This window comes from Pollutimonas subterranea (assembly GCF_002849655.1).
GTDB lineage: Bacteria > Pseudomonadota > Gammaproteobacteria > Burkholderiales > Burkholderiaceae_B > Pollutimonas > Pollutimonas subterranea.
Map to the genome: position 1 here is coordinate 105,554 of NZ_PDNW01000001.1, position 17,634 is coordinate 123,187.

The 17,634-nt window shown below is 57.9% G+C and carries 16 protein-coding genes; 10 read left to right on the plus strand and 6 right to left on the minus strand.

The features are described 5' to 3' along the window. Window positions 1-4: 4 nt before the first annotated feature. From hemH to dnaJ, 4 genes are all read left to right on the plus strand, one after another. Window positions 5-1,069, plus strand: a complete 1,065-nt coding sequence (gene hemH, locus CR159_RS00500) for a ferrochelatase (protein WP_102072044.1) — start codon at window positions 5-7, stop codon at window positions 1,067-1,069. 133 nt (window positions 1,070-1,202) lie between these two features. After that, window positions 1,203-1,793: a nucleotide exchange factor GrpE gene (gene grpE / locus CR159_RS00505; protein ID WP_102072045.1), complete on the plus strand. Its 591-nt coding sequence runs from the start codon at window positions 1,203-1,205 to the stop codon at window positions 1,791-1,793. A gap of 100 nt (window positions 1,794-1,893) precedes the next feature. Beyond that, window positions 1,894-3,816, plus strand: a complete 1,923-nt coding sequence (gene dnaK / locus CR159_RS00510; protein ID WP_102072046.1) for a molecular chaperone DnaK — start codon at window positions 1,894-1,896, stop codon at window positions 3,814-3,816. A 104-nt stretch (window positions 3,817-3,920) separates the two neighbouring features. Further along, window positions 3,921-5,039, plus strand: coding sequence for a molecular chaperone DnaJ (gene dnaJ / locus CR159_RS00515; RefSeq protein WP_102072047.1), 1,119 nt, complete (start codon window positions 3,921-3,923; stop codon window positions 5,037-5,039). Between the two features lie 28 nt (window positions 5,040-5,067). Here dnaJ and CR159_RS00520 read toward each other — a convergent pair whose 3' ends face one another. The 4 genes from CR159_RS00520 to CR159_RS00535 all read right to left on the minus strand — a co-directional run bounded on the left by CR159_RS00520 (window position 5,068) and on the right by CR159_RS00535 (window position 10,604). After that, a complete protein-coding gene (locus CR159_RS00520) occupies window positions 5,068-7,818 on the minus strand; it encodes a M16 family metallopeptidase (protein WP_439650482.1) in 2,751 nt (916 codons plus the stop codon). An 83-nt stretch (window positions 7,819-7,901) separates the two neighbouring features. Continuing rightward, a complete protein-coding gene (locus CR159_RS00525; RefSeq protein WP_102072049.1) occupies window positions 7,902-9,074 on the minus strand; it encodes a vWA domain-containing protein in 1,173 nt (390 codons plus the stop codon). Next, window positions 9,064-9,684, minus strand: coding sequence for a GNAT family N-acetyltransferase (locus CR159_RS00530; protein WP_199173189.1), 621 nt, complete (start codon window positions 9,682-9,684; stop codon window positions 9,064-9,066). The genes CR159_RS00525 and CR159_RS00530 overlap by 11 nt, the downstream gene beginning before the upstream one ends. Window positions 9,685-9,731: 47 nt before the next feature. Then, entirely contained in the window at window positions 9,732-10,604 is an 873-nt protein-coding gene (locus tag CR159_RS00535) for an AAA family ATPase (protein WP_102072050.1), read from the minus strand. A 142-nt stretch (window positions 10,605-10,746) separates the two neighbouring features. Here CR159_RS00535 and CR159_RS00540 point away from each other — a divergent pair, with 142 nt between their 5' ends. Both CR159_RS00540 and CR159_RS00545 read left to right on the plus strand, forming a co-directional pair. Further along, window positions 10,747-11,100: a c-type cytochrome gene (locus CR159_RS00540; protein WP_102072051.1), complete on the plus strand. Its 354-nt coding sequence runs from the start codon at window positions 10,747-10,749 to the stop codon at window positions 11,098-11,100. A 12-nt stretch (window positions 11,101-11,112) separates the two neighbouring features. Beyond that, entirely contained in the window at window positions 11,113-11,475 is a 363-nt protein-coding gene (locus CR159_RS00545) for a c-type cytochrome (protein WP_102072052.1), read from the plus strand. Between the two features lie 52 nt (window positions 11,476-11,527). Here the strand turns inward: CR159_RS00545 and CR159_RS00550 are convergent, their stop codons facing one another. Then, a complete protein-coding gene (locus CR159_RS00550) occupies window positions 11,528-11,956 on the minus strand; it encodes a DUF1841 family protein (protein WP_102072053.1) in 429 nt (142 codons plus the stop codon). 200 nt (window positions 11,957-12,156) lie between these two features. On the opposite strand from CR159_RS00550, the gene icd reads away from it, so the two are divergent. Then, a complete protein-coding gene (icd, locus tag CR159_RS00555) occupies window positions 12,157-13,413 on the plus strand; it encodes an NADP-dependent isocitrate dehydrogenase (protein WP_102072054.1) in 1,257 nt (418 codons plus the stop codon). 111 nt (window positions 13,414-13,524) lie between these two features. Here icd and CR159_RS00560 read toward each other — a convergent pair whose 3' ends face one another. After that, on the minus strand, window positions 13,525-14,424 hold the full coding sequence (locus CR159_RS00560; protein ID WP_102072055.1) for a LysR family transcriptional regulator: 900 nt from the start codon (window positions 14,422-14,424) through the stop codon (window positions 13,525-13,527). Window positions 14,425-14,530: 106 nt separating this feature from the next. On the opposite strand from CR159_RS00560, the gene CR159_RS00565 reads away from it, so the two are divergent. The 3 genes from CR159_RS00565 to CR159_RS00575 are packed head-to-tail and all read left to right on the plus strand — an operon-like array spanning window position 14,531 to window position 17,622. Further along, window positions 14,531-15,505 (plus strand): Bug family tripartite tricarboxylate transporter substrate binding protein, encoded by a 975-nt coding sequence (locus CR159_RS00565; protein WP_102072056.1) that lies wholly within the window; start codon window positions 14,531-14,533, stop codon window positions 15,503-15,505. Further along, window positions 15,502-16,401, plus strand: coding sequence for an NAD(P)-dependent oxidoreductase (locus CR159_RS00570; protein WP_102072057.1), 900 nt, complete (start codon window positions 15,502-15,504; stop codon window positions 16,399-16,401). Before CR159_RS00565 ends, CR159_RS00570 begins: the two co-directional genes overlap by 4 nt. Before the next feature lie 12 nt (window positions 16,402-16,413). After that, window positions 16,414-17,622, plus strand: coding sequence for an alpha-hydroxy acid oxidase (locus CR159_RS00575; RefSeq protein WP_102072058.1), 1,209 nt, complete (start codon window positions 16,414-16,416; stop codon window positions 17,620-17,622). Window positions 17,623-17,634: the final 12 nt, after the last annotated feature.

The following is a 17,634-nucleotide window of genomic DNA, read 5'->3' on the forward strand; positions in this document are numbered from 1 at the left end:
GATAATGACCCAGCTGTTTCCTCCGCGCTATTTGCCCGAACCCGCCGACCCGCATGCCCTTGATGGCGAGCCGCCACTGCGCCAGGCAGGGCCGGTAGGCATACTTCTCATCAACCTTGGCACCCCCGACGAGCCCACGGCAAAATCCATACGCCGTTATCTTGCCGAGTTCCTTTCCGACCCCCGTGTCATCGAAATTCCTTCCTGGATATGGCAGATTATCCTGCGCGGTTTTATTCTTACCCGGCGTCCCCAGGCGCTGGCGCCCCGCTACAAGGAAATCTGGCTTGAGCAGGGCTCGCCATTGCTGGTCTGGAGCCAGGCCCAGGCCCAGGGCGTGCAACGGCATCTGTCCGAAGGGGGCGTTGACGCCCATGTGGAACTCGGCATGCGCTATGGAAACCCGTCGATCGCCAGCGCCATGAACACGTTGCGGGCCAAGGGCTGCGAACGCATTCTGGTCGTTCCCATGTATCCGCAGTATGCCGCAAGCACCACGGCGACCGCGGTCGATGCGGTCGCTGCTTATGCAGCAACGCTGCGCAACCAGCCCGAATTGCGATTTGTGAAACGCTATTACGACAATCCGGGTTACATCGATGCGCTCGCCCAGCAGGCCACGGAATATTGGGCCTTGCACGGAAAGCCGCAACGCTTGTTGCTCAGTTTCCATGGACTTCCACGCCGCACGATACAGCAGGGCGACCCCTATCACCGCGATTGCATGGAAACCGTGCTGTTGCTCAAACGCCGGTTGGGCCCGGATGCGGGCCTGGTCCATGTTTCATTCCAGAGCCGGTTTGGCGCCGAGAAGTGGCTTGAGCCTTATACTGAACCCTTGTTGCGCGAATGGGCCAGGCAAGGCGTTACCCATGTGGACGTCATGTGCCCGGGCTTTTTGGCTGATTGTCTTGAGACCCGGGAAGAAATCCAGATGCAATGCCGCGACGCATTTCTGGGCGAGGGTGGACAACAGTTTCGCTATATATCGTGCCTGAACGACGACCCACTGTGGATTTCCAGCCTGGCTGACCTGGTTCGCGCCAACCTGGGCGGCTGGATCGCTTGATTTTCGTCGATCCGCAGGTGGCTATCTGCATCAAGGTATTCCCGCCGGCTGCACGCCGTGATTACAGGGCTTGAAACGGGGGCGGTTGCCCCCATTTTTGTTGAATTGAATATTTAGTATGTGGAGATTTTTTATGTCGGCACCCAACGAGTCCCTCGATCCGAAGAACAATCCGTCTGTTGATACCTCAGAACAGCTCGAGGGCGACAACGGCCAGGACCAGGTCCAGGAAACCGAAGTACAGGCTCAGGAAGACTGGGCAACGTTATTGTCCGAGGCGCAGGAGAAAGTGGCTCAGTATCACGACGAATTGCTGCGCGCCAAGGCCGATGTCGAGAACATCCGCCGACGCGCCGCCGACGACGTTGCCAAGGCGCGAAAATTTGGTACGGAATCATTTGCCGAGAGCTTGATACCGGTACGCGACAGCCTCGAGGCTGCATTGTTACAAACCGGGCAAACCGCGGAATCCTGGAAAGATGGCGTCGAAGTCACGCTGCGCCAGTTGAACGCCGCCTTCGAACGCAACCTGCTCAGGGAAGTGGCACCCGATGCCGGCGCCACCTTCGATCCTCATCAGCATCAGGCTATTTCCACTGTACCGTCCGACCTGCCTGAAGGCACGGTCGCGCAATTGCTGCAAAAGGGCTATACGATCGCCGACCGTGTCCTGCGTCCCGCCCTTGTAATGGTGTCAGCAGGCAAAACGTCGCAAGAATCGTAAAAAATGGACGATATGGCTTGAAATTATCCGCCGTATCCCCATTTGTGACCTATTCAAGCAGTTTTCCAAATTAAAAATTTCTTTAGCAGGATGATAAATTATGGGCAAGATTATCGGTATTGACTTGGGCACGACCAACAGCTGCGTCGCTGTATTGGACGGCAGCACGGTCAAAATCATTGAAAACGCGGAAGGCACGCGCACTACGCCTTCAGTTGTCGCCTACTTGCAAGACGGGGAAATCCTGGTGGGAGCGCCGGCCAAGCGTCAGGCGGTCACCAACCCGAAGAACACGCTCTATGCGGTCAAACGCCTCATCGGCCGCAAGTTCGAAGAAAAGGCGGTACAGAAAGACATCGACCTCATGCCGTATCACATCGTCAAGGCCGACAATGGCGACGCATGGGTCGAAGCCCAGGGCAAGAAGCTCGCGCCGCCACAAGTATCGGCCGATGTGCTGCGCAAAATGAAGAAGACCGCGGAAGACTACCTTGGTGAAGAAGTCACCGAGGCTGTCATTACGGTTCCCGCCTATTTCAACGACAGCCAGCGCCAGGCCACCAAAGATGCCGGCCGTATCGCGGGTCTGGACGTCAAGCGCATCATCAACGAGCCCACCGCTGCGGCCCTTGCATTCGGCATGGACAAGACGGAAAAGGGCGACCGCAAGATCGCGGTCTATGACCTGGGTGGCGGTACGTTCGATATCTCCATCATCGACATCAACGATATCGATGGCGAGAAGCAATTCGAAGTACTGTCGACCAATGGCGATACGTTCCTGGGCGGCGAAGACTTCGACCAGCGCATCATCGAATACATCATCAGCGAGTTCAAGAAAGAAAGCGGAGTCGATCTTGCGAAAGACATGCTGGCTTTGCAGCGCCTGAAAGAAGCGGCTGAAAAGGCCAAGATCGAACTTTCCTCGGCGCAACAGACCGAAATCAACCTGCCCTATATCACGGCAGATGCCTCCGGTCCCAAGCACCTCAGCCTGAAGATCACGCGCTCCAAGCTTGAAGCACTCGTCGAGGAACTCATCGAGCGCACCATCGCCCCGTGCCGCACCGCCATCAAGGATGCCGGTATCAAAGCGTCGGACATCGATGACGTGATTCTGGTGGGCGGCATGACGCGCATGCCCAAGGTCCAGGAGAAGGTGAAAGAATTTTTCGGCAAGGAACCACGCAAAGACGTCAACCCCGACGAAGCTGTCGCGGCTGGCGCTGCTATCCAGGGCTCCGTGTTGTCGGGCGACCGCAAAGACGTTTTGCTGCTCGACGTGACGCCGTTGTCGCTGGGTATCGAAACGTTGGGCGGGGTCATGACCAAGATGATCCAGAAGAACACCACGATTCCTACCCGGTTCTCGCAAGTGTTCTCCACGGCGGACGACAACCAGCCTGCCGTTACCATCAAGGTATTCCAGGGTGAACGCGAGATCGCGGCCGGCAACAAGGGCCTGGGCGAGTTCAACCTCGAAGGCATACCGCCGTCAACCCGTGGCACGCCGCAAATCGAGGTGACTTTCGATATCGATGCGAATGGTATCTTGCATGTGTCGGCCAAAGACAAAGGCACGGGCAAGGAAAACAAGATCACCATCAAGGCTAATTCGGGTCTTACCGACCAGGAAATCGAACGCATGGTGAAAGATGCCGAGGCCAACGCCGAAGAAGATCACCGTATCGCCGAGCTTGCATTGGCTCGCAACCAGGCCGATTCACTGGTGCACTCCACCCGTAAATCGCTGGAAGAATACGGCGACAAGCTTGAAGCCTCCGAAAAGGAATCCATCGAGTCTGCAATCAAAGACCTCGAGGACACGTTGAAAGATGGCGACAAGGCCGCTATCGATGCCAAGGTGGAAGCGCTTTCCACTGTTTCGCAGAAACTGGGCGAGAAAATGTATGCTGACATGCAGGCACAAGCCGCTGCGTCACAAGGTTCGGAAGAAGCCGCACAACCTGCGGACGACAACGTGGTCGATGCCGACTTCAAAGAAGTCAAGCGCGATCAGTAAAGTCTGGTTGTAGTGGTTTCAAGCCCGGTTTCTGGTGTAATGCCGGAAATCGGGCGTTCTTGTTCATGCACAACGAATAGACGTCTCAGACGCAAGCAATTCAAATGGCAAAACGCGACTATTACGAAGTCCTTGGGGTGGCAAAAAATGCCTCCGACGAAGAACTGAAAAAAGCTTATCGCAAGCTGGCTATGAAATACCATCCGGATCGCAATCCGGATAGTAAAGAGTCGGAAGAAAAATTCAAGGAAGCCAAAGAGGCTTACGAGATGCTGTCCGACGAACAGAAGCGGGGCGCCTACGACCGGTTCGGCCACGCCGGCGTCGATCCCAATGCGGGGGCGGGCGGCATGGGCGGGGCTGGTTTTGCCGATGCCTTCGGCGATATCTTCGGCGAAATTTTCGGTGGTGCGGGCCGTCGTGGCGGCGGCGCACAGGTGTATCGCGGTGCGGACCTCAAGTACACACTGGACATCAGCCTGGAGCAAGCCGCCAACGGTTTCGATACGGAAATCCGCGTTCCCAGCTGGGAAAGCTGCGATGTCTGTCATGGTTCAGGCGCAAAGCCCGGCACTCATGCCAAGACGTGCCATACCTGCGATGGCAGTGGCACCGTGCGCATGCAGCAAGGCTTTTTCAGTGTGCAGCAAACCTGCCCGACCTGCCATGGCCGGGGCAAGGAAATTACTGAGCCTTGCGTGGCCTGTGACGGAGTCGGCCGGACGCGCAAGAATAAGACCTTGCAGGTCAAGATCCCGGCGGGTATCGACGACGGCATGCGTATCAGGTCGTCGGGCAACGGCGAACCAGGCGTGAATGGAGGCCCTCCGGGTGACCTCTATGTTGAAATCCACTTGAAGCCGCACGGAATCTTCCAGCGCGACGGCGAGGACCTGCACTGCGAGTTGACTATTCCGTTTACGACGGCTGCGCTGGGCGGTGAGCTCGAAGTTCCCACCTTATCGGGACGAGGCGCCATTACCATACCTGAGGGAACCCAGACAGGGAAGACCTTCCGGCTGCGTGGCAAGGGCATACGGGGTCTGCGAGCCAGTTATCCCGGCGATTTGTATTGCCACATATCGGTAGAGACGCCGGTACGCCTGAGCGAAGAGCAAAAGAAGATCCTGCGCCAGTTCGAAACCTCATTGACGCAGGGCGGTGAAAAGCATTCGCCCAAAAGCGAATCCTGGACCGATCGGGTGAAAAGTTTCTTTTCCTGATCCAGGATGCCGGAGTAGCGCTGCGGCGCTATTCCGGTTTCTGCTTTTTCTCGTCGGCTGCCACGGCAGTGCTGAAGCCGGCAGGATCAAGCGATGCGCGTAGCGCGGCATTTACATCTTCCACGGTCAAAGCGGCAAGCGCTTTATCTATTCTTTCCGACCATTCGAAACTGCGGTCCAGTTGCATGTAATTGATCCACGCCGAGGCCAGTACGCCGTCTCGTGTGCGGGCAAGCTTGCGGTAATTGAGTAGCGCGTTAATCCCTTCCTGGACTTCTTCCTGCGTGAAACCGTCTTTGAGTGCACGCTGAAGTTCTTCGGCCAGTGCGTTCTCGAGCCGGCCGCTATTCTCGGGTGCATGAATGGCATAGATCGTCCATCCACCCGACGGTTCGAAGGACGACGCATCCAGACCGCTGCGCACGTCGTAAGACAGGCCTTCCTGAACCCGTACCCGTGTCCACAGGCGGGATGTTTCGGAACCCCCCAACAGATAGTTGGCCAAATACAGGGCTGGGTAGCTCGGATCAGTGTCCTGCAGCTTCAAGGGCATTTTGCTGAGGTAAAACGCATTCGCCTTGTCCGGCGTGTTGATATCGAATTGTGCGGGCGCTACGGGGTTGTAGGGGTGTGCCACGCGCTCGTAGGCAGGAGCCTTGGTCCATCCCTCCAGGCCCTTGCCCAGGGCAGCCTTGACGGCCTTCGGGTCGAAGGCACCTACCGCGGCGAATTCGATGGTGCCGGCGCCATAGAAATGCGAGTGGAAGTCGACAAGGTCTTTTTGCGTAATGGCCGCAATGTCACTTTGTGCTTCGTCGAAGCTCGGTGTGTAACGTACGTCGTCCCGCGGCCATGGGTTGTCGTGGCGGGCGAGCTTGCGCGACGCAAGAGCGCTGGGTTCCGACATGGCATTCTTGATGGCGGTACTTGCCTGGCGCTGGTATTCAATGAGTTCGCTTTCAGGAAAGCTGGCTTCGCGAAGTATATGCAACACCAGTTCGGTAAGGGCCGGCAAATGTTCTTTTGTCGTCGACATGTCCACCGCTACGACACCGGCTTCGCCGCCGAAGCTGACATTGGCGTGCAGGGCATCGAATTTGTCTTGGATTTCCTGTCGCGACATGCTGCGTGTGCCATGTTCGAGCAGGGAGGCCGTGGCGCCGGAAATCGCGCGCTTGCCTTTAAGGGCGTCGGCGGTGCCGAACTGAAGCAACAAATTGGCTTCGACGCGGTCGCCGCGCGTGGGCTTAGGCAAGAGAGCCAGCTTTACCTCACCGTTGGGCAGCACCAGCGGCGCGCGTTGGGTCATTGCATCGATATTGGCGGGACTGGGATCGAACGCGGCAATGGCTTCGCCGGTTCCTTCGCCCTTGTAGTCCTTCAGCAGGGCTTCGAGGTCGATTTTTACGGCTTGCGGCGCGCGAGCGGGTTGTTCAGTGGGAATATACAAGCCATTGGTACGGTTGCTGGGAACCAGGTAGGCAGCCGTAACGCGCTGCACCTCGGAGAGCTGCGCGTTTTTTACCTGGTCGCGCTGCAGGAAAAAGAGACGCCAGTCGCCGTCAGCGGCGGTTTCGGATAAGGCTGACGCCATGTCCGCCGGATTCGCGTAAGTCTGCGCCCAATCTGTCAGCCACTTATTACGTATGCGGTCCAGGTCCGAATCGGCGAAAGGTTTGGACGCCACCGAATCAAGGGTATCCTCGAGTGTGCGCAGCGCCTTGGTCTGATCCATGCCTTGTTGCAGTTGGGCGCCGAAGAAAACGTAGCCCGGCTGGTTCAGCCCGGCGGTGAAGCCGAAAATGTCGGTGCTGAGGTTATTCCCGACGAGTGCGTGGTACAGGCGGCCCGAAGGCGTATCGGCGAGTATGCCTACGCCTAGGTCCAGCGCCGTATAGTCAGGACTGGATGCCGCAGGCCCGTGGTACATGGCGGCGACCAGTGGGCTGCCGCCCTGGCGGCGTAGTGTGACTTGCCGCTCTCCATCCTGGACGGGTTCCACCGTGTATTCGGGTGGCAGCTTGCGCTCGGGACGAGGGATTTTTCCGAATGCCTCGGCAATGGTTTGCAGTGTTTCGGCCGGGTCGAATCCACCCGACACAATCAGCACGGCATTATCCGGCTGGTAGTAGGTTCGGTAGAAGGCCTGCAATTGGCCGATGTCGACGTTCTCAACGTCGGAACGCGCGCCTATGGTGCTGTGGCCATAGTTGTGCCAGCGAAACGAGGTCGCTTGCATTTGCTGCATCAAGACCTGGAAGGGACTATTTTCGCCCCGTTCCATTTCGTTGCGCACGACAGTCATTTCAGAGTCCAAGTCCTCTTTCGCAATAAGAGAGTTGACCATGGCATCGGCTTGCCAGCGCAAATACCACTCCAGGGTTTCCGGACTGGAAGCAAAGCTGGCGTAGTAATTCGTGCGGTCGCTGGTGGTCGAGCCGTTGGCCTGCAGTCCTCGTTTGGAAAATTCGGCCAATGCATTGCGCATGGTGGGCGTGCCACGGAACAGCATGTGTTCGAGCAAATGCGCCATGCCGGTCTGGCCATAGTTTTCATGCCGTGCCCCGACCAGGTAGGTCATGTTGACGGTGGTGGTGGGCTTGGATCCTTCCGGTACCAACAGCACCCGCAGGCCATTGTCCAGCTTGTATTCCGTGACGCCTTCGATGGATGTGACTTGCGTCATGCCCGATGGAAGGTCCAGGGCCGTTGCGGGCGATGCCATGAAGGCCAACACCAGCAAGGCTAGCAAACGGGCTTTGATTTCCGAAAGCGACAGTAGCATGCGCAAATATCCGAGTAGAGAGGGCAAAGGTACCGTGGTCTTTTTAACAGACTTCGGCGGGGGCGTTTTCCTGCGTACTATTTCGAGAGCGCGCGCATGGCTTTTTCCAGGCCACTTACGGTTACCCCATACATGCGCTCGTGCATGATGTTCTTAATGATAGCGATGGATTGCCGATACTGCCAATAGGCTTCGGGTTCGGGATTCAGCCACACCGACTTGGGCCAGTTCTCGAGCAGCCGCTGCAGCCAGGCCGCGCCGGTTTCTTTGTTGTAGTGCTCGACGGAACCACCGGGCTGTAGGATCTCGTAAGGGCTCATGGTTGCATCGCCCACAATGATAAGCCTCCAGTCATCGTTGTACTTGCGCAGGATATCCCAGGTATCGAAGCGCTCCGCGGTACGGCGCCGATTGTTCTGCCAAAGGGATTCGTACGGACAATTGTGAAAGTAGTACACATCCAGGTGGCGGAATTCGCTACGGGCAGCTGAAAACAGTTCTTCGACACGCGCAATATGGTCATCCATGCTGCCACCCACGTCCAGCAGCATCACCACTTTGACGGTGTTGTGCCGCTCGGGCACCATTTGCAGGTCGAGAAAGCCGGCATTCTTTGCCGTGCTGGCAATCGTATGGTCCAGATCCAGTTCCAGATCGGCGCCTTCCCGCGCAAAGCGGCGCAGGCGCCGTAGTGCCATCTTGAAGTTGCGCGTGCCCAACTCCTGCTGATCGTCGTAATCGCGATACTCGCGCTTTTCCCATACCTTGATGGCGGTCCGGTTTCCCGCCGACGGGCCGCCCACCCTTATGCCTTCCGGATGATAGCCGCCGTGTCCGAACGCTGACGACCCACCAGTGCCTATCCATTTGTTGCCACCGGCATGGCGCTCTTTTTGCTCTTCCAGTCTCTCCTTGAAGAGCTCCATGAGCTTGTCCCAACCGTGTTTTTCGATGGCCGCTTTTTCTTCAGGACTGAGGTTTTTCTGAAGCTCCTTGATCAGCCAGTCCAGCGGAATTTCCTTGTCGGCCGGTATCGCTGCCTGCAGCCTGTGGTAGAACTCGCCAAAGGCCTGGTCGTAACGATCGAACAAGGTTTCATCTTTAACCAGCGTCATGCGGGCCAGGTGGTAGAAATCGTCGATGCTGGGCGGCATCAAGTTGGTTTGCAAGGCGCTGAGCAAGGTCAGGTATTCCTGCACCGATACCGGAAGCTTGCGTGCCCGCAAGTGATAGAAGAAGTCAATCAGCATGGCGCCGGCTCAGTTGATATTCCAGGTGTTTCTCGACTTCCGGCCATTCGCCGGCCAGAAGGCTGTACATGACCGTGTCGCGCACGGTGCCGTCGCGACGCAAGGCATGATGCCGCAGGACGCCGTCTCTGCGTGCCCCCAATCGTTCGATGGCGCGCTGCGACGCAAAATTGTAGTTGTCGGTGCGCCAGCCGGTGATCATGGCACCCAGATGGTCGAACGCATGGCGCAGCAACAACAATTTGCAGGCCGTATTGACGTGGGTGCGCTGCCAGCGTTTGGCATACCAGGTGTAGCCAATCTCCAGCCGTGCCACAGCGGGGACGATATCGTGATAGCGCGTGCAGCCTATGATGTCGCCGCTTTGCTGCTCGATGATTGAAAAAGGCAGCATGTGGCCGTCGCGCTGGCCCTCCAGTGCCGTGTCTACATAGGCTGCTGCCGCGCCGGGCTCGGGCACCGAGGTGACACGCAGCCGCCACAGCTCGCCATCGGCCGCCGCGAGTTCGAGGCTGGGTGCGTGCTCTTCTTGCATGGGAATGAGCTTAACGCCGTAGCCTTCCAGCGTTACAGGCATCGGCACTTCACGAAAGCTCGGGCTCAAAGTCATGTCGCGTTGTTCCATCTTGAAAAGTGGTCTGGGCAGGTAGGCAACGTTCAACGACGCTGGCCGACTCGTGTCATCGCCGCCAGGCGTTGCAGCAGCGTGATGTCTTGTTCGTTCTTGAGCAATGCTCCGGCCATTAAAGGCAGGTCGCCCGTTGTGCTGCTGATGTCTTTAGCCGACACGGCTTCGTTCAGGAGCAAGCGCAGCCAGTCGAGGAATTCAGACGTGGACGGCTTCTTCTTGAGTCCGGGCGCCTCCCGTAGCGCAAAGAACGTATCCAGTGCCGCCCGCAAGACATCTTCTTTAATTGAGGGGTAGTGGACTGCCACGATCTCCTGCATCGTGCTGCGCTCAGGGAAGCTGATGTAGTGAAAGAAGCAGCGCCGCAGGAAGGCGTCCGGCAAGTCTTTTTCGTTATTGGACGTAATGATGATCAGTGGGCGGTGCTTGGCTTGCACGGTCTGGCGGGTTTCATAGACGTGAAACTCCATGCGATCCAGCTCACGCAACAAATCGTTGGGGAACTCGATATCGGCCTTGTCGATCTCGTCGATCAGCATCACCACAGGCTCGTCGGCCTCGAAGGCTTGCCAAAGCGTCCCCTTGACGATGTAGTTGCTGATGTCCCGTACTTTCTCGTCGCCCAGTTGCGAATCGCGAAGGCGTGAAACGGCATCATATTCGTACAGGCCTTGATGCGCCTTCGTGGTGGATTTGATATGCCATTGCAGCAAAGGCCGGCCCAGTGCCGCGGCAACTTCCTCGGCAAGCATGGTCTTGCCTGTGCCCGGTTCTCCCTTGATCAGCAAGGGACGTTGCAACGTCAACGCGGCATTAACGGCCAATTTAAGGTCGGCAGTCGCTACATAGCGCTCGGTGCCGGTGAAGCGTTCGGAAGGAGAAGGGACGGCGGCAGAGGTCATTTATTTCGTTCCAGATATGTAGTCGGCATTACCAAGTCGAAGGACATTCGTGTATCGTTAGCTTCAATTATCGTACAATCTTCATTTTTCGTTGGTTGCTTGACATAAATCAACAGTTATTCACTGTCTAACAAGAGCTATTATGAAGCTGCGAACCCCCCTGACGCGCACCTTTGCTGCGCTGGCCGTTATGGCTTCCTGTGTGTATGCGGGCCAAGCCCTCGCGGCGGATGCCGCGCCTGTGGGCGACGCGAAGGCCGCTCTGTCGAAGGTCTCCATGTGTATCGGTTGCCATGGCATTCCGGGCTACAAGTCCAGTTTCCCAGAGGTTTATCACGTGCCCATGATTGCCGGCCAGAACGCCGAATATATTGTTGCCGCGCTGAATGAATATGCCAACGGAGGCCGCTCGTTCCCCACCATGGAAGCCATCGCGCAAAGCCTGTCGCCGCAAGACATGGCCGACTTGGCTGCCTACTACTCCAGTCTTAAATAATCGGGGGCTTGCATGAAAAAACTGTCATTCGCTCTGGCGGCCTCCGCCATGTTCACCTTTGCGTCAGGCGCGGTTGCCGCCGATGTTGCCGCCGGTAAAGCGGCTTTCGAAAAATTCGCCTGTGCCTCTTGCCATGGTGCCGATGCCAAGACTTCGGTGTTGCCGACGTATCCGATACTGGCCGGACAGCATGAAGATTACCTGCGGCATGCGTTGCGCTCGTACCAGCGCGGCGGAAGCGGCGCTCCGGCTTCGGCGAATATCCGCAAGAACGCCGTAATGGGCGCCATGGCGGCGCCGCTTTCGACGACGGATATTGCAAACATCGCGGCTTGGCTGTCCAGCCTCGAGTCGCCATTGGCCATACGCAAGTAGTGGGCTGCCGGATTACGGGCCTTCTGCCCTAATCCGGCTTGTTTTACGTCCCTTATCCCCGGGTCGCATGGCGACGAATCAGCTCCAGGTACTTGTCGCTATCGAACGGTGTACCGAGGCGCTGGGCTTCCCAAATCACTTCCCCCAAGGCCTCCATGATGACGTGCGCGGCCTCGTGGCCGTCGCGCGTAGCCAGCAGGCCCTGGAACGCCTTCTGGATGCCCGGCGGCTGGTCTATGGACAATTGTTCATTGATGGCCAGGTGCATGGACAAATGCAGGAACGGGTTGGTCCGGCCTCCTTCTACTGAAAAATCAGCTTGCGCGATTTCGGGATTGTTCAGGTCTGCATGATATTCCGGGTGCAATTCGACCAGGTCGATTGCCATGGTTTCCAGCGGCGTCAAGACGCCACCCGCCTTGCGCTTGCTCCACGCCTCGGTGAAAAATTGCCGCACCTGTTCGCGCGATGGATTGAACATAAGACATCCCGTGGTTTGCCACCACATTGCTCGGTAAAAACGTCCATTTTAAAGCCTCTTTGATGTCGAGGCGGGACGCAGTATGCTTTAGGGCTAAAAACAGATCGCGATTTAGGATAAACTACTCTTATATAAGACTGCCTATTTTAGTTTGGCGTTTATCCGATTCCTACTCCTTATAGAGCACAACTGGAGCATCCATGTCCTATCAGCACATCAAGGTACCCGCAGCGGGCCAAAAAATCACGGTTAATGCCGATTTTTCGCTCAACGTCCCCGACGAACCCGTTATCCCTTTTATTGAAGGCGATGGCACTGGCGCCGACATCACGCCCGTCATGCTCAAAGTCGTTGACGCTGCAGTTGCCAAGGCGTACGGTGGCAAGCGCAAGATCCACTGGATGGAAGTCTACGCTGGTGAAAAATCCACCAAAATCTACGGCCCTGATGTCTGGCTGCCTGAAGAAACGCTGGAAGCGGTGAAGGACTACGTTGTTTCCATCAAGGGTCCTCTTACGACGCCGGTCGGCGGCGGTATCCGTTCGCTGAACGTGGCATTGCGCCAACAGCTCGATCTGTATGTCTGCCTGCGCCCCATCCAGTATTTCAAGGGCGTGCCTTCCCCAGTCAAAGAGCCAGAGAAAACCAATATGGTGATCTTCCGTGAAAACTCGGAAGACATCTATGCAGGCGTTGAATTTGAAGCGGAAAGCGCCAACGCCAAGAAGCTCATCGATTTCTTGCAAAATGAACTTGGCGTCAACAAGATCCGTTTCCCTGAAACGTCGGGCATCGGCATCAAGCCTGTGTCGCGCGAGGGCACACAACGCCTGGTACGCAAGGCCATCCAATACGCCATCGATAACGACAAGTCGTCGGTCACGCTGGTGCACAAGGGCAACATCATGAAGTTCACCGAAGGTGGCTTCCGCGACTGGGGTTACGAGCTTGCACAGAAAGAATTCGGTGCGCAACTCATCGACGGCGGCCCATGGTGCAAATTCAAGAACCCAAAAACCGGCCGCGAAATCACGGTTAAAGACGTGATCGCCGATGCCTTCCTGCAGCAAATTCTGTTGCGTCCGGCGGAATACGATGTCATCGCCACGCTGAACCTCAATGGCGACTATGTCTCCGACGCACTTGCCGCGCAAGTTGGCGGTATCGGTATTGCTCCGGGTGCCAATTTGTCCGATTCCATCGCCATGTTTGAAGCCACGCACGGCACAGCACCCAAGTACGCCGGTAAAGATTACGTGAACCCAGGTTCCGAAATCCTTTCCGCCGAAATGATGCTGCGTCACATGGGCTGGACAGAAGCCGCCGATTTGATCATTTCCAGCATGGAAAAATCGATTCTGTCCAAGAAAGTCACTTATGACTTCGCGCGCTTGCTCGAAGGCGCAACTCAGGTTTCGTGCTCCGGCTTCGGTCAGGTCATGATCGAAAATATGTAAGTCTGTCTACCGTCGTACACGGTAGTTGACGAAACCCGCATTCCACTTAGGATTGCGGGTTTTTTCTTTTGTACTGCGTGCATAACCAATCCCCTGCCAAGGGCGCACCCGTCACCAAAGCGGGCAGCGCTTGGTGAAATCTGCGGTATCGAGTATGGAGCGGTGCAGGCTGGCCAGTAGCGGTCGGGGGTCATGGCGGCGATGCTGGAAAGTGTATGGCATGGAGAGCTGGCGCGGTCGGGTGCGCACGGGGATGGCAACCGCGCGCGGCGACAGCTGCTCCAGCCATGAAAGGGGAAACAGGCCGATTCCGCGGCCGGCAATGATCAGGCTGGCGACGGCGCTCAGGTTGTTGCAGGTCAGGCGGTTGCGGCTTTCCAGGCCATGCGTGGTCAACCAATGTTCAAGCATGCGGGTAGGTCCGGCGCCGTGCGGCATGGTGATGAGAGGATGCGTTTGAAGCAGCGCATCGTTCAGGACGGTTTGATGGTCTACCAGCGATGGTGCGGCGGCCCAGGCGAAACCGACGTCGGCGATCAAGTGGCTGCTAATGTCGCTGTGGCTGGAATGGCCCGCCACCACGGCGAAATCCAGTTGACCGCTGAGCAGGCGTCGCTCCAGTGATGAGCCCAGGTCTACACAGGGTTCCAGTGTCAGGTTCGGATGTTTGTGATTGATATGGGCGATGAAATCCGGCAGCCAGGTCAGGGCGGCAAGTTCCCCGACGCCAAAGCGGCAGTGGCCAATCATGCCGGCGTCATCGGCCAGCAGATTGTCAATCTCATGGCCCATTTTCAGTATTTGCGCGGCGAGCGGCAGCAGGCGTTGGCCGGCGTCAGTCAGCAATGCCCGATGGCCGCTGCGGTCGAACAACGCCTGGCCGAAGTGGGTTTCCAGCTCGCCAATACGTTTCGAGAGTGCTGACAGCGAAATATGCAGATGGTCGGCGGCCATCTGAAAGCTGATGGCAGTGGCTGCCCAGTAAAAAGCTTCCAGCTGTTTGAGAGTCATATCGGAAAAGAGTAGAAGTATGTTCCATATATATCACTTTTCTTGTTGAGATGGGCATTCCATAATGGCAAGATTCCAGAAAAGCACATAAGACAGGAGACAAAACATGAAAAAGATATATTCACCGGCTTCTCCGATGCGTCGGCAGCTGCTGGGGACCATGGCACTTGCAACACTGGCCTTGCCCGTTTGGTCGCAAGCCGCATGGAAGCCCACCAAGCCGATCAATATCCTGGTGGGGTTTGCTCCCGGCGGTTCTGCCGACCAGATTGCACGCCAGTTGTCATTTGCGGTCCAGGGCATCCTGCCGGTGCCTGTCGTCGTCATGAACCGGGTTGGTGCGGCTGGCACGATCGCGGCACAGATGCTGGCCGATGCCGAGCCTGATGGCTACACCTTGTTTGTCGGCGGTGGCAGCGAAACGACCTCCGTCGGGCATTTCAATTCATTGCGCTACGATCCACGTACTTCGTTTACGCCGGTCATCAAGGTTTCGCGTGCGCCCAGTGTGCTTGCCGTGCGCGCCGATGCGCCTTTTGCCGATATGAAGGCCCTGATGGCCGAGGCACGGAAGCAGCCCGAGAATATCTCGTACGGCTCCACTGGCGAGGGCGGTATCTTCCATGCGACCGCGACGGTTTTCGAGAAAGAGACTGGCATCAAGTTGCTGCATGTTCCCTATAAGGGAGCGGCCAATGCCATGAATGCGCTGGTGGCGGGGCAAATTGACTGCGCGTTCGGTGCGTATGAAGAGATGAAAGGCCTGATCGATGCCGGGCGCGTGCGTCCCTTGGCGCTGTTTTCAGGCAGCCGCCTGTCCGCCTTGCCTGATGTGCCGACTATGGCGGAGTTGGGTGTGCCGGTGGCGATTGACAACATGAAGGGGCTGATGGGGCCGGCCGGCATGCCCGACGACGTGGTGCGTTATCTGCATGACGCTTTCCACCAAGGCATGCAGACGAAGGGCTGGAAGGAGTGGGTGGCCAAGTCGGGCCTGACCGAAGACTACCAGGATGGGAAAACATTCCAGCGGGAAGTTGTGGAAGCTTACGAAATGATCGGAAAGGCAGTTGCAAAATGAATGTGAAGCAGGAAAATACCACGGTCGGTTTTATTGGGCTGGGATCCATGGGGGCAGGCATGGCGCACTGCCTGGTGCGCAAAGGCTTTTATGTTCATGTGTATGCGCGGCGCCCCGAAGTGTTGTCGTCTTTCGTCGAGGCGGGCGCAACAGCCCATGACACCCCGGCGGCGTTGGGCAGTTCGTGCGACATCGTGGTGCTCAGTCTGTCGGATGCATCGGCGGTCGAGGCCGTCCTCTTTGGAAACAATGGGCTGGCGCAAGGCCTGAGGCCTGGAGCTTTGGTGATAGACACAAGCACGGTCGCGGCGACCACGGCTCAGGCCATCGGCGAGCGGTTGGCGAAACAAGGAGTGGGTTTTCTTGATGCGCCGGTCAGCGGCGGTCAGGCCGGGGCACAGGCGGGTACGCTGGCCTGCATGGTAGGCGGCGAAGCGCAACAGGTCCAAGCCTGCCATGCTGTGTTGTCCGCCTTTTGCCAGGCCATCACCCATGTGGGCGCCTTGGGCGCCGGACAGACCGTCAAGGCTTGCAACCAGGTCGCGGTGGCAGCGGCCATGCTGGGCGTGGCCGATGCCCTGGCGCTGGCCCGGGCCCAGGGCGTGGACCCTAACATCATGCGCGATGTATTGCTGCAGGGTTCGGCCCGCAGCTTTCCCATGGAAAAACATGCGCCGCGCATTATCCAGGAAAGCTTCGAGCCGGGTTTTCGTGCTCGCCTGATGCGCAAGGATCTGCGGTTAGCCCTGGATACGGCGCACGCCTCTGGTGTGGAGCTGGCCGCTGCCCCGGTCGCGGAACGGCTGCTTGATGCCATGTGCAATGATGAACGGGGCGACTGGGACTGGTGCGGTGTGGCCCTGGAGGTCGGGAAACCGGCGGAAAAGACGCATTGATATGGGCTGCACATGACGGTCAACACTGATGTTTTGAAAGGCTCCGTAGCGCGTCCGGCCTTGCCGGCAAGATACGCCGGCCTGCTTTGCCTTGACGATTTCCAGGCCGCCGCGCGCCGTCACCTGCCCAGCCAGGTGTACAGCTATGTTGCCGATGCGGCTGAAACATCCAGCTCGCATCATGCCAATCGCAGCGCATTTTCGTCCTATGAGTTCGTGCCCCGGGTCATGGTGGACATCACCCAGCGCAATACGGGCGTGACCTTGTTCGGACGCCGCTGGGATGCCCCTTTCGGCATTGCTCCTATGGGCCTATTGGCCTTATCGGCCTATCGCGGCGATCTAGCGCTGGCCAGCGCCGCCGCCCAAGAGAACATCCCCATGGTCGTCAGCGGTTCGTCGTTGATCCGCCTCGAAGACGTGGCTCAAGCGAATCCGGCGAGCTGGTTCCAGGCCTATTTGCCGGGAAACGATGACGGCATCATGGCACTGCTGGAGCGCGTGCGTGCCGCTGGCTATGGCACCCTGGTCATTACGGCGGATACCGCCGTGGCTGCTAATCGCGAGAACAACGTTCGTGCCGGTTTTACGATTCCCGTCCGGCCCAGTGTCGGCCTGGCATGGCAGGGCCTGACACATCCTCGCTGGCTGTTTGGCACCTTCCTGCGCACCTTTCTGCAGCATGGCATGCCACATTTCGAGAACAGCTACGCCACGCGGGGTGCGCCGATACTGTCGGCCAATGTCGAGCGCTCGCTCTCCGATCGCGGCCATCTGAATTGGCGGCACTTGCGCATGATCCGCGAGTACTGGAACGGCCCCATCGTCATGAAGGGGGTACTGGATGCCCGGGATGCCCGGATCGCGGTTGATGCCGGTGTCAATGGACTGATTCTTTCCAATCATGGCGGGCGTCAGCTGGATGGGGCGGTTGCGCCGCTGCGTGTCTTGCCCGACGTAGTTGCCGCCTGCCCTGAGGTTCCCGTCATGCTCGACAGCGGCGTGCGCCGGGGATCGGATGTGTTGAAGGCACTGGCGCTGGGCGCGCGATTCGTGTTCGTAGGCCGTCCGTTTTCGTTCGCGGCTGCTGTTGCCGGTGAGGCGGGTGCCTTGCATGGCATCGACCTGCTCAAGCAAGAGGTTTCCCGCAATATGGCGCTGATGGGCATCAATTCGCTTGGCGAACTGGATGCCCATTGCCTGCGTGCCGTGGCGCGCTAGCGTTTAACGCGC

Bases quoted from the DNA above. Each gene is read 5' to 3' on its own strand.
- CR159_RS00565 (WP_102072056.1), top strand. From the start codon at position 14,531: ATGAAAAAGATATATTCACCGGCTTCTCCGATGCGTCGGCAGCTGCTG.
- CR159_RS00530 (WP_199173189.1), bottom strand. From the start codon at position 9,684: ATGACTTTGAGCCCGAGCTTTCGTGAAGTGCCGATGCCTGTAACGCTG.
- CR159_RS00540 (WP_102072051.1), top strand. From the start codon at position 10,747: ATGAAGCTGCGAACCCCCCTGACGCGCACCTTTGCTGCGCTGGCCGTT.
- icd (WP_102072054.1), top strand. From the start codon at position 12,157: ATGTCCTATCAGCACATCAAGGTACCCGCAGCGGGCCAAAAAATCACG.
- grpE (WP_102072045.1), top strand. From the start codon at position 1,203: ATGTCGGCACCCAACGAGTCCCTCGATCCGAAGAACAATCCGTCTGTT.
- dnaK (WP_102072046.1), top strand. From the start codon at position 1,894: ATGGGCAAGATTATCGGTATTGACTTGGGCACGACCAACAGCTGCGTC.
- CR159_RS00570 (WP_102072057.1), top strand. From the start codon at position 15,502: ATGAATGTGAAGCAGGAAAATACCACGGTCGGTTTTATTGGGCTGGGA.
- CR159_RS00575 (WP_102072058.1), top strand. From the start codon at position 16,414: ATGACGGTCAACACTGATGTTTTGAAAGGCTCCGTAGCGCGTCCGGCC.
- CR159_RS00525 (WP_102072049.1), bottom strand. From the start codon at position 9,074: ATGCTGATTGACTTCTTCTATCACTTGCGGGCACGCAAGCTTCCGGTA.
- CR159_RS00535 (WP_102072050.1), bottom strand. From the start codon at position 10,604: ATGACCTCTGCCGCCGTCCCTTCTCCTTCCGAACGCTTCACCGGCACC.
- CR159_RS00560 (WP_102072055.1), bottom strand. From the start codon at position 14,424: ATGACTCTCAAACAGCTGGAAGCTTTTTACTGGGCAGCCACTGCCATC.
- hemH (WP_102072044.1), top strand. From the start codon at position 5: ATGACCCAGCTGTTTCCTCCGCGCTATTTGCCCGAACCCGCCGACCCG.
- dnaJ (WP_102072047.1), top strand. From the start codon at position 3,921: ATGGCAAAACGCGACTATTACGAAGTCCTTGGGGTGGCAAAAAATGCC.
- CR159_RS00550 (WP_102072053.1), bottom strand. From the start codon at position 11,956: ATGTTCAATCCATCGCGCGAACAGGTGCGGCAATTTTTCACCGAGGCG.
- CR159_RS00545 (WP_102072052.1), top strand. From the start codon at position 11,113: ATGAAAAAACTGTCATTCGCTCTGGCGGCCTCCGCCATGTTCACCTTT.